General features: G+C 45.4%; 11 protein-coding genes and 5 tRNA genes. 2 read left to right on the forward strand and 14 right to left on the reverse strand.

Features of this window, described 5'->3' with window-relative positions; all coding sequences use genetic code 11:
* Positions 1-48 precede the first annotated feature (48 nt).
* The 3 genes from holA to leuS all read right to left on the reverse strand — a co-directional run bounded on the left by holA (position 49) and on the right by leuS (position 4339).
* On the reverse strand, positions 49-1068 hold the full coding sequence (gene holA / locus N646_RS14310; RefSeq protein WP_017821763.1) for a DNA polymerase III subunit delta: 1020 nt from the start codon (positions 1066-1068) through the stop codon (positions 49-51).
* 5 nt (positions 1069-1073) lie between these two features.
* Complete coding sequence (locus N646_RS14315) at positions 1074-1613, reverse strand: LPS-assembly lipoprotein LptE (protein WP_005373019.1); 540 nt, start codon at positions 1611-1613, stop codon at positions 1074-1076.
* Positions 1614-1765: 152 nt separating this feature from the next.
* On the reverse strand, positions 1766-4339 hold the full coding sequence (gene leuS, locus N646_RS14320) for a leucine--tRNA ligase (protein ID WP_005384121.1): 2574 nt from the start codon (positions 4337-4339) through the stop codon (positions 1766-1768).
* A 153-nt stretch (positions 4340-4492) separates the two neighbouring features.
* Here leuS and N646_RS14325 point away from each other — a divergent pair, with 153 nt between their 5' ends.
* The gene (locus N646_RS14325; protein WP_005373024.1) at positions 4493-4963 is read left to right on the forward strand and encodes a zinc ribbon-containing protein; all 471 of its coding nucleotides are present in this window, start codon (positions 4493-4495) and stop codon (positions 4961-4963) included.
* A gap of 83 nt (positions 4964-5046) precedes the next feature.
* On the opposite strand, the gene lnt is transcribed toward N646_RS14325, so the two are convergent.
* The 5 genes from lnt to miaB all read right to left on the reverse strand — a co-directional run bounded on the left by lnt (position 5047) and on the right by miaB (position 10664).
* Positions 5047-6564 carry an apolipoprotein N-acyltransferase gene (gene lnt / locus N646_RS14330; RefSeq protein WP_017821764.1) on the reverse strand — a complete coding sequence of 506 codons (1518 nt, stop codon included), beginning with the start codon at positions 6562-6564 and terminating at the stop codon, positions 5047-5049.
* A 32-nt stretch (positions 6565-6596) separates the two neighbouring features.
* Positions 6597-7496 (reverse strand): CNNM family magnesium/cobalt transport protein CorC, encoded by a 900-nt coding sequence (gene corC, locus N646_RS14335; protein ID WP_005384118.1) that lies wholly within the window; start codon positions 7494-7496, stop codon positions 6597-6599.
* A gap of 105 nt (positions 7497-7601) precedes the next feature.
* On the reverse strand, positions 7602-8066 hold the full coding sequence (ybeY, locus tag N646_RS14340; RefSeq protein ID WP_017821765.1) for an rRNA maturation RNase YbeY: 465 nt from the start codon (positions 8064-8066) through the stop codon (positions 7602-7604).
* 2 nt (positions 8067-8068) lie between these two features.
* Positions 8069-9166 carry a PhoH family protein gene (locus N646_RS14345; protein ID WP_005373033.1) on the reverse strand — a complete coding sequence of 366 codons (1098 nt, stop codon included), beginning with the start codon at positions 9164-9166 and terminating at the stop codon, positions 8069-8071.
* Between the two features lie 73 nt (positions 9167-9239).
* Complete coding sequence (gene miaB / locus N646_RS14350) at positions 9240-10664, reverse strand: tRNA (N6-isopentenyl adenosine(37)-C2)-methylthiotransferase MiaB (protein WP_005373038.1); 1425 nt, start codon at positions 10662-10664, stop codon at positions 9240-9242.
* A 257-nt stretch (positions 10665-10921) separates the two neighbouring features.
* Here miaB and N646_RS14355 point away from each other — a divergent pair, with 257 nt between their 5' ends.
* The gene (locus N646_RS14355) at positions 10922-12100 is read left to right on the forward strand and encodes a 2-octaprenyl-3-methyl-6-methoxy-1,4-benzoquinol hydroxylase (RefSeq protein ID WP_017821766.1); all 1179 of its coding nucleotides are present in this window, start codon (positions 10922-10924) and stop codon (positions 12098-12100) included.
* A 135-nt stretch (positions 12101-12235) separates the two neighbouring features.
* Here N646_RS14355 and N646_RS14360 read toward each other — a convergent pair.
* The 6 genes from N646_RS14360 to ychF form a co-directional block, all read right to left on the reverse strand.
* Positions 12236-12320 (reverse strand) — tRNA-Leu (locus N646_RS14360).
* A 53-nt stretch (positions 12321-12373) separates the two neighbouring features.
* Positions 12374-12448: transfer RNA gene (locus N646_RS14365), tRNA-Gln, on the reverse strand.
* 50 nt (positions 12449-12498) lie between these two features.
* Positions 12499-12583 (reverse strand) — tRNA-Leu (locus N646_RS14370).
* A gap of 29 nt (positions 12584-12612) precedes the next feature.
* Positions 12613-12697 (reverse strand) — tRNA-Leu (locus tag N646_RS14375).
* A gap of 46 nt (positions 12698-12743) precedes the next feature.
* Positions 12744-12820, reverse strand: a tRNA-Met gene (locus N646_RS14380).
* Positions 12821-13104: 284 nt separating this feature from the next.
* Positions 13105-14196: a redox-regulated ATPase YchF gene (gene ychF, locus N646_RS14385; RefSeq protein WP_005393178.1), complete on the reverse strand. Its 1092-nt coding sequence runs from the start codon at positions 14194-14196 to the stop codon at positions 13105-13107.
* Between the last annotated feature and the right edge of the window lie 3 nt (positions 14197-14199).

Here is a 14199-nt window from a genome sequence, read left to right on the forward strand (position 1 = left end):
ACATTCTTGCTTGCAAAACAGGTCGCGCACTATATCACGCTTTGATTTTTAAATTGCCAGCTTAATATCAGGAGAGCAGGTTTCTAAGCTCAACTGATGAATAGTTGGCCATACAGACTCGTCATATTGAGTTTTGGCTTTTATCTCTGCTTGAGCCAACAAGGAGAGCAATGCACAAATACGACTCGCCGATAAGCGGGTCAGTGCTGCGTTATAGAGTGGACGCTTGTTTTGCCAAACTCGATATTTCTCAAATACCTGGTTCATTCCCATTTGAGTTAAGTCTTGATGCATATTTAAAAGTTGGCTCAACTCTTTTTGTACACTTCGAATCAAGATCACGGTCTCGACTCCTTCCGCCTCAAGTTGGCGAAGAATACGTTGTGCACGGTTTGCTTTACCTGCCAGTAAGGCGTCGATCCAGTTAAAGGTAGTGAAGTGATTATGGCGACTTAGGGCTTCCTCTAAACGTATGATAGTCAGCTCACCATCCGGATAGAGTAGGGCCAATTTCTCTAAGCTTTGTGACAATGCAAATAGGTTACCTTCATGCCATTGAGCCAACATTTGCAGTGATTGTTGATCGGGTTTTAGTCCCAACGTGCGGCAACGTGTCTGAATGAACATAGGTAAGCGTTGTAGATCTGGCGACAAGCAGCTTACCCAATCGCCTTTTGAGCTTAATGCTTTGAACCATTTCGCATTTTCTTGGGCTTTGGTCAGTTTGCTACCAACAATGACGAGCATGATGTCATCATGAAGCATATCACACAGTGTTTGCAGCTCTTTGCTGACGGCGGTTGTTACGCCACTTTCAGGAATTTCAAGCTCAATCAGTTGACGGTTTGAAAACAGGCTCATCGCTTGGAAACAGTCGTAAACTTGATTCCAGTCGATGCTAGCATCCACCGCAAAACGGTGTTTTTCCTCAAAACCTTGCTGAAACGATGCCTTTTGGATTGCTTGGCGGCTTTCTTGAATCAGTAACGGCTCATTACCAAAGATTAGGTAAACCTGTTTAACGTGTTTAGTTAAATGATCCGTTAATTTATCGGCATAAATTCGCATAGTGATTAAGAGTTTGTGTTCGCTGGCTCAGAGATTTGTCCTGCTTCATATTCGGCACGAATACGGCCCAACTGGCGCATCATTTGTTTTGCAGCTTGCAAGCGCATCTCGTCTTCAATTACGTCACGCTCAACAGATTTTGCAAGTGCAGTCAACGGGTTGTCTAGGTAGTTGCGGTTTACTGTTGTCGTAAAGTTTTTAGAACCATAGCCAGGAATCGTCACACGGTATTTTACTACGTATGTCAGCTCTTTTTCTGCTGCACGGCTATTTTGATAAAGCGATAGTGTACGCTCATCGATTGTCGCTTCCGTCAAATGAAGGTTGGGTACCGTCGATGATGGTTGAACAAGTTCAACTTTGTTCAGTTCGAGTTGAGAGCGAACATAGCGAGTTAATTCACTGTATTCATCGTAGCTGGAGAAAGACATAGTGTGCAGCTCTTCCGGTACGGAATACTCGCCGCGAAGGTGAAAACCACAGGCAGAAAGAAGCCCCGCTAATACCAATACCACTGGTAGTTTAATCAAAGAGAAAAAGCGCATTGATTGTATTCATCCTAAATTGAAGGGGTTATTTACCTTAAACCACTCATGTGAATGGTTTGAGGTAAATAAACAGGGTAGAAAACTACCCTGTTTAATGACTCTTGGTTAACAAATAAGTTCGCTACACAGAGACAAATTGACAGCTGCGATTAGTTTGCAACGATGTTCAGAAGTTTACCTGGAACGTAAATGACTTTACGAATAGTCAGGCCATCAGTGAACTTAACCACGTTTTCGTCGTTTAGACCAAGCTGTTCGATATCGTCTTTAGAGATATCCGCTGGGACTGTTAGCTTCGCACGTAGCTTACCGTTAACTTGAACAACGATGGTTTTTTCGTCTTCAACTAGCGCTTTTTCGTCAAACGTCGGCCATGCCGCGTTATCAATGTCTGTTTCACCTAGTGCTGCCCATAGCTCGTATGAGATATGCGGAGTGATAGGGTAAAGCATGACAACAATAGCTTTCAGTGCTTCGTCAAGGATTGCACGATCTTGCGCAGATTCTTGAGGCGCTTTCGCTAGTTTGTTCATCAGCTCCATGATCGCTGCGATCGCGGTGTTGAATGTTTGACGACGAGCGATATCGTCCGTCACTTTCGCGATAGTTTTGTGAACGTCGCGGCGAAGTGCTTTTTGATCACCAGAAAGCGCTGAGGTATCTACTGCTTCTGCTGCGCCTTTCGCTGTGTGCTCTTTCACTAGTTTCCAAACACGTTTTAGGAAGCGGTTCGCACCTTCTACGCCAGACTCTTGCCATTCAAGTGTCATGTCCGCTGGAGACGCGAACATCATGAATAGACGTACTGTGTCAGCGCCGTACTTGTCTACCATTTCTTGAGGGTCGATACCGTTGTTCTTAGACTTAGACATCTTGATCATGCCTGAGTGCGTTACATCACGACCTTCAGTGTCTTTAGCAGAAGTTATGCGGCCTTTACCATCACGTTCAACGGCTACGTCTGTTGGAGCTACCCACTCTTTGCCGCCTTTCTCGTTCTCGAAGTAGAACGCATCAGCCAGTACCATGCCTTGACACAGTAGTTGCTTGAACGGTTCGTCAGAAGTTACGTAACCCGCATCGCGCAGTAGTTTGTGGAAGAAGCGTGAGTACAGTAGGTGCATACAAGCGTGCTCGATACCACCGATGTACTGATCTACTGGTAGCCAGTAGTTTGCTTTTTCTGGGTCTAGGATGTCGTCCGCTTGTGGTGAACAGTAACGCGCGTAGTACCAAGAAGATTCCATGAACGTATCGAACGTATCTGTCTCACGTAGAGCAGGTTCGCCGTTAAAGGTTGTCTTCGCCCACTCTTTGTCTGCTTTGATTGGGCTGGTTACGCCGTCCATTACCACGTCTTCTGGAAGAATCACTGGTAGTTGGTCAGCAGGTACTGGGTGAACTTCACCGTCTTCAGTCGTTACCATTGGGATTGGTGCGCCCCAGTAACGTTGACGAGATACACCCCAGTCGCGTAGACGGAAGTTTACAGTCTTAGTGCCTTTGCCTTCTGCTTCTAGCTTCGCTGCAATTGCATCGAACGCCGCTTGGAATTCTAGGCCGTCGAATTCACCAGAATCGAACAGTACGCCTTTCTCTGTGTATGCCGCTTCAGAAATGTCTAGCTCGCTGCCATCAGCAGGCTTGATAACAGGCACGATGTCTAGACCGTACTTCGTTGCGAACTCGTAGTCACGTTGGTCGTGTGCAGGTACTGCCATTACCGCGCCTGTACCGTAGTCCATCAGTACGAAGTTTGCTACGTAAACAGGAACTTCACGGCCGTTCAATGGATGAATAGCAGTAAGGCCAGTAGCCATACCTTTCTTCTCCATTGTCGCTAGCTCAGCTTCTGCAACCTTGTTGTTCTTACATTCGTCGATAAACGCTGCAAGCTCTGGGTTGTTCTCTGCAGCAAGAGCTGCAAGAGGGTGGCCGGCTGCGATGCCCACGTAAGTCACACCCATTAGCGTATCTGGACGTGTTGTGTAAACTTCTAGGTCTTGTTGACCCTTAACTTCAAACTTCAGCTCAACGCCTTCAGAGCGGCCAATCCAGTTGCGCTGCATGGTTTTTACCATTTCAGGCCAACCTTCAAGCTTATCTAGGTCGTCTAGTAGCTCTTGAGCGTATTCAGTGATTTTGATGAACCATTGAGGGATTTCTTTTTGCTCTACAGGCGTATCACAACGCCAGCAACAACCGTCTTCAACCTGCTCGTTTGCAAGAACAGTTTGGTCGTTAGGACACCAGTTAACAGAAGAAGTCTTTTTGTAAACTAAACCTTTCTCGTAAAGTTTAGTGAAGAACTCTTGTTCCCAGCGGTAGTACTCCGGTGTACATGTTGCGAATTCACGGTTCCAATCGTAACCAAAGCCTAGAAGCTTAAGTTGGTTCTTCATGTATTCGATGTTTTCGTAAGTCCAAGGTGCTGGCGCAGTTTTGTTTTTTACTGCTGCGTTTTCTGCAGGTAGACCGAATGCGTCCCAACCGATTGGTTGCATCACGTTTTTGCCTTGTAGGCGTTGGAAACGAGATACTACATCACCGATAGTGTAGTTGCGCACGTGACCCATGTGCAGTCGACCACTTGGGTATGGGAACATGGACAGACAGTAGAATTTTTCTTTATTTGGGTCTTCACTTACAACAAAGGTTTTGTTGTCATCCCAGTGCTTTTGAACTTTTTGTTCAATATCTTGTGGGTTGTATTGTTCTTGCATCGATGGTATCCGTTATCTTGGAATTTGTGAGTTCGGTTAGAACAGACTTAAATAGATCGTCATAGAATACCTAAAGCTAGGGATCACAACAATAGCCAATCTGTACCCATGCGCCCTTAAGTGACGCAGGTAGGAGAAAGATGGAGGTCAGTTATGCCTAAACGTAAAACAGGTTATGAGGAAATGCTCGAGGATGTGATTGAAACCTTGAAGCACAGTCCGGAAGAAGTTAACAAAGCGATTGAGACGTCGGGCAAAGTGGTGGATGCTGCTAATGACTTGACCAAAGATGAATTGGCTTTAATCAAAGCGTACCTTAAAGCAGACTTAAAAGAGTTTTCAGAGAGTTACGAGGATAGCAAAAGCGGCCCGTTTTACTTAACGATTGCGGACTCGATATGGCAAGGGCTGTTAGAGATTACTGACCGAACTAAAGTTGAGTGGGTTGAGTTGTTCGATGACTTAGAGCATCAAGGGCTATATGAAGCAGGAGAGGTGATAGGCTTAGGCACTTTAGTCTGTGATGAATGTGGTCACAAGACAACGTATAACCACCCAACTGTAATCATTCCGTGTATTAAATGTGGTCACAAAGGCTTTACTCGTCAGTCATTAAAGCCATAAATGGCGCGTAACGACAGTATAATGCTATGAATAAAAAGAGGCTTAGTCGCCTCTTTTTTGTCTTTTCTACTTTCAAGCTGTTATCAGCTCTGTTTTCTTCTTAAGCCGAGCGCCAGCGCTAAACTTAACCCAACCCAAATATACAATGGCCAAGTACCAACGATTCGATATGGCGTTTGTCCATTGGTTGGGGTGAGCTCTGCGCGCAGTACTGCAGTTTCAAACTGCGGTACTTGCTCAACGATTTTACCTTTGTGATCGGTTACCGCTGTTAATCCGTTGTTAGTCGAGCGGATGAGCGGTTTACCTAACTCTAAGGCACGCATACGGGCGATCTCCATATGCTGAAGAGGACCGATAGAGTGACCAAACCATGCATCATTTGAAAGCGTTAGAATGAAGTCTGTTTCGTCAGTCACATTTTGACGCACTTGCTCATTAAAGATGATCTCATAGCAAAGCGCTGGTGCCATGTGCATGCCATTCGCAACGATGTTTGGCTGCACAAAAGCCCCACGGCTAAACGACGACATCGGTAGGTTAAAGAATGGCGCTAATGGGCGCAAAATATCTTCAAATGGTACAAACTCACCAAACGGTAGTAGGTGATGCTTATGGTAACGTTCGCTTAAATCGAAGCTGTAGTCACCGTATGGTGTGATGCCGAGGGACAGAATACTGTTGTAGAACTGTCGATCTTCAGCTTGGTTGACGACACCGGTGATGATTGCGCTGTTATTCATTTTTGCAGCGCTGTCGATATTGCTCAAAAATGAAGGCACTTCAATTTCAAAAGCGGGAATTGCTGCTTCTGGCCAAACGATAATGTCAGCATCCCAGTTTTCACGAGTTAAGTCAGCGTACTTCATGATGGTTGGCCAGCGTTGACTTGGTAGCCACTTTAGGTTTTGGTCTACGTTACCTTGAATCAGCGCGAGCTTAGTCGTGTCTTCTGGTCGGGGTGTTACCCAATCGTAGTTGCGAATCCCAAAGCCAGTACTGAGTAGCACCGCAGGGATAATCACCATCAGCCACTGCTTATGAATCCATGCATAGGCTAACGCCCCTGCGCTGATAAGGATAAATAGAGTAAGCAGTTCTACGCCGCCAATTGGTGCAAAGCTTGCGAGTGGAGCATCTATCTGGCTATAGCCTAGCCATAACCAAGGGAAGCCAGTCATCACCCAACCACGTAACCAATCACTGATCAGCCATAAAGCAGGTGCAGCGAGAAGTGCTTTTGTGAGCGTAAATTGAGGAAACAGCTTGTTGTTGAGCCAAGCAAATAAGCCTGAATAAACAGCCAAGTAGGCAACAAGCAAGCCCATTAAAAATAAATTGGCAATGAGCGGCATACCGCCAAAACCGGAGATACTGACGTAAACCCAGCTAACGCCAGTTGCAAATTGACCTAACCCCCAAGCATAACCAATCCATAGTGCGCGTTTCGGAGTTTGGTTAGCAAGAAGAATCAGTAGAATTGCTGGGCTAAGAATGGCAATAGGCCACAGCTTGTAAGGAGCGAAAGCGAGTGTAGTAGAGGCGCCAACAAAAGCGGCCACTAAGGGCCGCTTAAGGCGATGAAAGAGTTCATTCATCATTGTAATTTCTGAGATTCCCAATGGGTATCGCGTTACTCTTGAGTGGCTTCAACCAGGGTTTCTTCGTCTGGGATCGTCACTTGGAGTTGAATGACACGACGGTTATCGGCAGCGGTGACTTTGAAGTTGTAGCCTTCAATTTCAACCAGTTCACCACGAGAAGGTAAGTGACCAAAGGCAGTCATGACCATACCACCAACGGTATCAACTTCCTCATCGCTGAAGTTGGTTCCGAATGTCTCATTAAACTCTTCGATGGTTGTCAGCGCTCTGACAGCAAACGTATGCTTGCTCAGCTTACGAATGTCCGTCTCTTCACTTTCATCGAATTCATCTTCAATATCCCCGACGATTTCCTCAAGGATATCTTCAATGGTCACAAGACCAGAAACACCACCGAATTCATCGACAACAATGGCCATATGATAACGTTCTTCACGGAATTCTTTCAGCAGTCGATCAACGCGTTTACTTTCCGGTACCACAACCGCTGGTCGAATGACTTCTTCGATATCAAATGGATTACTGCCTGAGCCTAAGTATTTAAGTAAGTCCTTCGCTAGAAGTATGCCTTCCACATGGTCTTTATCTTCGCTGATCACAGGGTAGCGAGAGTGTTGAGCATCGGTAATCAAAGCAACCAAGGTATCAAGGTCGTGAGTACGCTCAACTGTAACCATTTGCGAACGCGGGATCATAATGTCACGCACACGCATTTCGGAGATTTCCATAACACCTTCAAGCATATCGCGAGTGTCATGGTCAATCAGGTCGTTGACTTCAGAGTCGCGGATAACATCCACAAGCTCTTGGCGATCTTTTGGTTCGCCCTGAAATAGTTGACCTAGACGTTCAAAGAAGGACTTTCTACTCGGACCTTCTGCCTTTTCTTTCTTATCTTCGTTAGAAGAGGGAGAATTATCTTCGTTCATTGTTTCTCAATTAAGTAACGCTATCAGAAGTGTGATAGCACACATAGAGAGGCGAACACGAGAGTCATTTAGGTGGTTCGCCTTTCCCTGTCGAGTGGCCAATAGCTACTCTTTTTCAGCAATGTAAGGATCTTCATAACCCATACCTTGCATGATTTCGGTTTCGAGGGACTCCATCTCTTCGGCTTCGTCATCCTCTATATGATCATAACCTAGCAGATGCAAGCTGCCATGTACAACCATATGCGCCCAATGTGCTAGCAGAGGCTTGCTCTGTTCAACCGCCTCTTTTTCAACAACTTGGCGGCAAATAATCAAATCACCAAGTAAATCTATTTCCATACCAGGAGGTGCTTCAAATGGAAACGACAACACATTAGTTGGTTTATCTTTGCCGCGATACTCATGGTTGAGCGTATGACTTTCTTGTTCATCAACAATACGAATGGTGACTTCGGCTTGTGGCTGGAAGAGAGGAATTGTCTTATCTAGCCACAATTGGAAATCTTGCTGCGAAGGCAAACCTTCTTCATTTTCGACTGCCAGTTGCAGATCAAGTTCAATCACCATGGTTATTCCTTAGTTGAAGCAACTTGTGCATTCAGTTCGGCTTTTGCTGCTTCTAGTAACTTCGCATCGCGTTCTTCACGACGGCGTTTCTCGAACTCTTTACGCTCTTTCTGGTCTTGCGCTTCCCACTTCTCGTACGCGTTAACGATACGAGCAACCACAGGGTGACGTACAACGTCGTCGGCTAAGAAGAAGTTAAAGCTGATGTCGTCAACTTCGCTTAGTACTTCAATAGCATGACGAAGACCCGATTTCGCACCACGAGGTAAGTCAATCTGCGTGACATCACCAGTGATAACCGCGCGAGAGTTAAAACCAATACGCGTTAGGAACATCTTCATCTGTTCAACTGTGGTGTTCTGACTCTCATCAAGAATGATAAAGGCGTCGTTTAGAGTACGACCACGCATGTAAGCAAGAGGAGCAACCTCAATCACGTTACGTTCAATCAGCTTCTCTACTCGCTCAAAGCCCAGCATTTCAAATAGGGCGTCGTATAGCGGACGTAGGTATGGGTCGACTTTCTGGCTTAAATCACCAGGCAGGAAGCCCAATTTCTCACCAGCTTCAACCGCTGGACGAGTAAGTAGAATACGGCGGATCTCTTGGCGCTCTAGTGCGTCAACAGCTGCTGCTACAGCAAGGTAGGTTTTACCTGTACCAGCCGGGCCAATACCAAAAGAAATATCATGCGTGACCATGTTAACCAAGTACTGCGCTTGGTTTGGCGTACGTGGTTTGATCACACCTTTCTTGGTTTTGACGAAGACTTCTTTACCATGCTCGATGTTAGACTCAGTATTCTGCTCAAGAACACCAGACTCTTTGATCGCTAGATGGATTTGCTCAGGCTCAATATCTGGGATCTCACCTCGTACAGGTGCGGTATCAACATATAGAGTTTTCAGGATATCCAGCGCAGCTGATGCGGTATGAGGTTTACCGACAATCGTAAAGTGGTCACTACGGTGGTTAATTTCAACGCCTAGACGACGTTCTAAATGCTTGATGTTGTCATCGAATGGACCGCACAGGCTAGCTAGTCGGCGGTTGTCTGAAGGTTCTAGGTTAATTTCTAGAGTTACGATTTTATTGCTCAATGTTGCCTCTCATTTTTTGCCACTTAGTGAGAGCCTGATAACGACCAGGCTCTCTATGGCTATTTATACGAGCTTACGGCGTAAAAGTAGCTACACCCAGCTCATCTTCGCGACGTGTTTTCGCCATCATCTGCGTTGGGGAAATTACACTACGAAGATCCATGTCTTTTTCAGTACGTACTAGCTCACCACGCAGTGAGTTTGCAAATACGTCTACGATCTTCACATCAACGAACTGACCAATTAGGTCTGCACTACCTTCAAAGTTTACTACACGGTTGTTTTCTGTACGAGCGCGTAGTTCCATTAGGTTTTTCTTCGAAGGACCTTCAACTAGAACACGTTGTTCTGTGCCAAGCATTAAGCGAGAGTAACGCATCGCTTGAGCATTGATAGTTTGCTGTAGTTCGTAAAGGCGCTCTTTCTTCACTTGTTCTGACACATCACAAGGATAATCCGCTGCTGGCGTACCTGGACGTGGAGAGAAAATAAAGCTGAAGCTCATGTCAAAGTCTACATCTTTGATTAGCTTCATGGTGTCTTGGAAGTCTTTGTCTGTCTCACCAGGGAAACCAACAATAAAGTCTGAACTGATTTGAATATCAGGACGAGCTTTACGCAGTTTACGGATGATCGATTTGTATTCGATAGCGGTGTGAGGGCGTTTCATCATCGTTAGGATACGGTCACTACCACTTTGCACAGGTAAGTGCAGGAAGCTCACAAGTTCTGGCGTATCTTCGTATACTGCGATGATGTCGTCTGTGAATTCTAACGGGTGGCTCGTCGTGAAACGAATACGGTCGATACCATCGATAGACGCAACCAAACGAAGCAGTTCTGCAAATGAACAGATCTCACCATCGTGCATAGGACCACGGTACGCGTTTACGTTTTGACCCAGAAGGTTTACTTCACGTACGCCTTGTTCAGCAAGTTGGGCGATTTCGAACAGTACGTCATCCATTGGACGGCTTACTTCTTCACCACGAGTGTACGGTACGACACAGTAAGTACAGTACTTAGAGCAGCCTTCCATAATAGAAACGAATGCTGTCGCACCTTCAGCGCGAGGTTCAGGTAGGCGGTCGAATTTTTCGATCTCTGGGAACGAAATGTCCATAACTGGTGCATCATCGGACTGAGATTGTTTGATCATCTCAGGTAGGCGGTGCAAAGTTTGTGGGCCAAAAATAACGTCAACGTATGGTGCACGTTCACGAATATGGTCACCTTCTTGCGTTGCTACACAACCACCTACACCGATAACTACGCCAGGTTTTTTATCTTTTAGTGTTTTCCAGCGGCCTAGCTGGTGGAAAACTTTCTCTTGCGCTTTTTCACGGATCGAACAGGTGTTAAGTAGAAGTACGTCTGCTTCCTCTGGCTCTTCCGTCAGCTCGTAGCCGTTTGCAGCATTAAGCAGGTCGGCCATTTTTGATGAATCGTATTCGTTCATCTGGCAGCCCCAGGTTTTAATTAGCAGTTTCTTACTCATCTCACTTTCGCTCGTTCAGTTGTACTTAAATCGGAGAGCTATTGCTCAAATTATAGCCGCCATCACGGCGGTAAGCGGCGTATTGTACTGCTTTAAAAAGCACCTGACTAGTGATCTAGCTAATTCTCTGCAAAGCCTGATGAAATCTAGTTTTTCGCCCTATGCAGAACAAGGTTTTTTGTTAAACAATTTTGTAAAAATAGCCATGGAAAGTACAATAAAAAACGCCAATTAATCAGCACGATGAAGAGTGAAAAATGAACAAGTATGACATCGCCGTGATCGGTGGCGGTATGGTTGGGGCAGCCGTCGCTGTTGGATTTGCCAAGCAGGGCAGAAGCGTTGTCTTGGTTGAAGGTACAAAACCTAAAGTTTTTGATGCCGCTCAGGCGATGGATATTCGTGTATCTGCAATCTCGCACCAGTCGGTGGAGTTACTTGATTCACTCGGAGCATGGTCAGAGATCAAGAGCATGCGAGTTTGTCCTTATCGTCGCTTAGAAACTTGGGAGCACCCAGAGTGCCGTACTCGTTTTCACTCTGATGAATTGTCATTGGATCAGCTAGGTTACATCGTTGAAAATCGCCTAATCCAATTAGGTCTTTGGCAAGTCTTCTCTCAGTATGAAAATCTAACCGTGATGTGTCCTGAGCGATTAAAAGCCATTGAGTTTGCAGATGTAAACCTTGTGACACTAGAAAGTGGGGAGCAGTTTGAAGCTAACTGGGTGATTGGTGCTGATGGTGCAAACTCTAAAGTTCGTCAATTGGCTGGAATTGGTGTAACTGCGTGGGATTACCGACAACACTGCATGTTGATTAACGTGAAAACAGAATTGCCTCAGCAAGATATTACTTGGCAACAATTTACACCTTCAGGCCCACGTTCATTTTTACCTCTGTGCTCTTTGAGTAACGACGATGGTCAAGTAGTAGGCCAAGGTTCTTTGGTTTGGTATGACTCGCCTAAACGTATTAAACAACTGTGTGCGATGGGTAAACCTCAACTAAGGGAAGAAATCTTACGTCATTTCCCTGCTGAATTAGGCGATATTGAAGTTTTACAGTTTGGCTCATTCCCACTCACTCGTCGTCATGCGCAAAGCTACTCAAGCAAAAATTGCGTGTTAGTGGGTGACTCTGCTCATACGATCAACCCGCTTGCAGGGCAAGGGGTAAACTTAGGCTTCAAAGATGTAGACGTTCTCCTTTCGGTAACAGAACACCAAGAAAAGCTGGAAGATACCTTACTCGCGAAATACGAACGCGCACGTCGACCTGACAACTTACTCATGCAGACGGGCATGGACTTTTTCTATAAAGGTTTTAGCAACGATCTTGGGCCATTGAAGTTCGTACGTAATGCTGCATTGAAGCTTGCTGAAAACTCAGGGCCAATTAAGGCTCAAGTACTGAAATACGCGTTAGGTATGTAGTAAGCTACTCAAATCACAGATAGAAAAAAAGCGAGCCATGAGCTCGCTTTTTTAATTCGGCAAATCTAATGATTTCCCGAGTCCAGAACCAAAAAAAGAAAAAACCCAGCAAAGTCATGCTGGGTTTTCCGATAATGGTGCGGAAGGAGAGACTTGAACTCTCACACCTTGCGGCGCCAGAACCTAAATCTGGTGCGTCTACCAATTCCGCCACTTCCGCAACTTAATCTATAGATATCAAGATAATTGGTAAAATCTCAATATCGTTGTATATGGCAGGGCTACCTGGATTCGAACCAGGGAATGGCGGCATCAAAAGCCGCTGCCTTACCGCTTGGCGATAGCCCTACAGCGTAAATAGTCAAAGACTACTTAACCTCTCTTATCGAGAGAAAGAATGGTGCGGAAGGAGAGACTTGAACTCTCACACCTTACGGCGCCAGAACCTAAATCTGGTGCGTCTACCAATTCCGCCACTTCCGCGTATTCTCATAGTGTAGATTAATTTAAGATGGTGCGGAAGGAGAGACTTGAACTCTCACACCTTGCGGCGCCAGAACCTAAATCTGGTGCGTCTACCAATTCCGCCACTTCCGCATCTTAAATCTACGTGACTGATAGCTTATGCTAGCAATCCAATCAATGGTGGCTACGACGGGATTCGAACCTGTGACCCCATCATTATGAGTGATGTGCTCTAACCAGCTGAGCTACGTAGCCAAAACCATATTTTTTGTTCTCAACGCTTTGTTGCCTTGTCGTTGGGAACGGCGCGCATTATGCGAAGTTGAGTGAGATCCGTCAACAGTTTTTTTTAATAAATTTCGGAAAAAACCTCGTTCGCTTCCTTTTTAAACAAAGAGGCGTGTTTATGATCTAAAACTGGAAATAAATTAGCTTGCAGTTGCGTAATTTATTTTTGTTCATTTACTTAAGGTATTAAAAAAGCCAGCTTAACAGCTGGCTTTTAGTGTAAATGAAGTGTTTAGAATTCATTCATTTAATTAAACATTGAAGCGGAAGTGTACAACATCGCCATCTTTTACGATGTAGTCTTTACCTTCTAGACGCCATTTACCTGCGTCTTTTGCGCCATTTTCACCATTGAATTGGATGAAATCGTCGTAACCAACTACTTCTGCACGAATAAAGCCTTTCTCGAAGTCAGTGTGGATCTTACCTGCCGCCTGAGGCGCAGTTGCACCAACAGGGATTGTCCAAGCACGTACTTCTTTAACACCTGCTGTGAAGTAGGTGTGTAGAGTCAGTAGTTCGTAACCAGAGCGAATTACACGGTTCAGGCCCGGCTCTTCGATCCCCATATCTGCTAGGAATTCTTCGCGATCTTCATCTTCTAGTTCAGATAGTTCAGATTCGATAGCTGCACATACAGGTACAACGACATTGTTTTCTTTTTCTGCGAACTCACGAACCGCATCTAGATATGGGTTATTTTCGAAGCCATCTTCGTTTACGTTTGCAATGTACATAGTTGGCTTCAGTGTTAGGAAGTTTAGGTAGCCGATTGCTGCTAACTCTTCTTTAGATAGCTCAACTGTGCGTGCCATGCCGCCTTCAGTTAGTACTGGTAACAGTTTTTCTAGTACGGTTAGTTCAAATTTTGCGTCTTTATCGCCGCCTTTTGCCTTCTTCGCGTTACGTTGAATCGCTCGCTCACAAGAATCAAGGTCAGCCATTGCAAGTTCAAGGTTGATCACTTCGATATCTTCGATAGGTGAAACTTTACCTGAAACGTGAACAATGTTTTCGTTTTCAAAACAGCGTACAACGTGGCCAATCGCGTCTGTTTCACGGATGTTAGCTAGGAATTTGTTACCTAAACCTTCACCACGTGATGCACCAGCAACAAGACCAGCGATGTCCACGAACTCCATCGTCGTTGGAAGAACTCTCTGTGGGTTAACGATCTTAGCTAGTGCGTCTAGACGTAGATCTGGCACAGGAACCACACCAGTGTTTGGTTCAATGGTACAGAACGGGAAGTTTGCTGCTTCGATACCCGCTTTAGTTAGTGCGTTGAACAGAGTTGATTTACCTACGTTAGGTAGACCAACGATGCCACATTTAAAACCCATGAT

The organism is Vibrio alginolyticus NBRC 15630 = ATCC 17749, assembly GCF_000354175.2.
Classification (GTDB): Bacteria; Pseudomonadota; Gammaproteobacteria; order Enterobacterales; family Vibrionaceae; genus Vibrio; species Vibrio alginolyticus.

Coding starts and splice junctions, on each gene's coding strand:
- N646_RS14315 (WP_005373019.1), bottom strand. CDS start 1,613: ATGCGCTTTTTCTCTTTGATTAAACTACCAGTGGTATTGGTATTAGCG.
- miaB (WP_005373038.1), bottom strand. CDS start 10,664: ATGAGTAAGAAACTGCTAATTAAAACCTGGGGCTGCCAGATGAACGAA.
- corC (WP_005384118.1), bottom strand. CDS start 7,496: ATGAACGAAGATAATTCTCCCTCTTCTAACGAAGATAAGAAAGAAAAG.
- leuS (WP_005384121.1), bottom strand. CDS start 4,339: ATGCAAGAACAATACAACCCACAAGATATTGAACAAAAAGTTCAAAAG.
- lnt (WP_017821764.1), bottom strand. CDS start 6,564: ATGATGAATGAACTCTTTCATCGCCTTAAGCGGCCCTTAGTGGCCGCT.
- ychF (WP_005393178.1), bottom strand. CDS start 14,196: ATGGGTTTTAAATGTGGCATCGTTGGTCTACCTAACGTAGGTAAATCA.
- N646_RS14325 (WP_005373024.1), top strand. CDS start 4,493: ATGCCTAAACGTAAAACAGGTTATGAGGAAATGCTCGAGGATGTGATT.
- holA (WP_017821763.1), bottom strand. CDS start 1,068: ATGCGAATTTATGCCGATAAATTAACGGATCATTTAACTAAACACGTT.
- N646_RS14355 (WP_017821766.1), top strand. CDS start 10,922: ATGAACAAGTATGACATCGCCGTGATCGGTGGCGGTATGGTTGGGGCA.
- ybeY (WP_017821765.1), bottom strand. CDS start 8,066: ATGGTGATTGAACTTGATCTGCAACTGGCAGTCGAAAATGAAGAAGGT.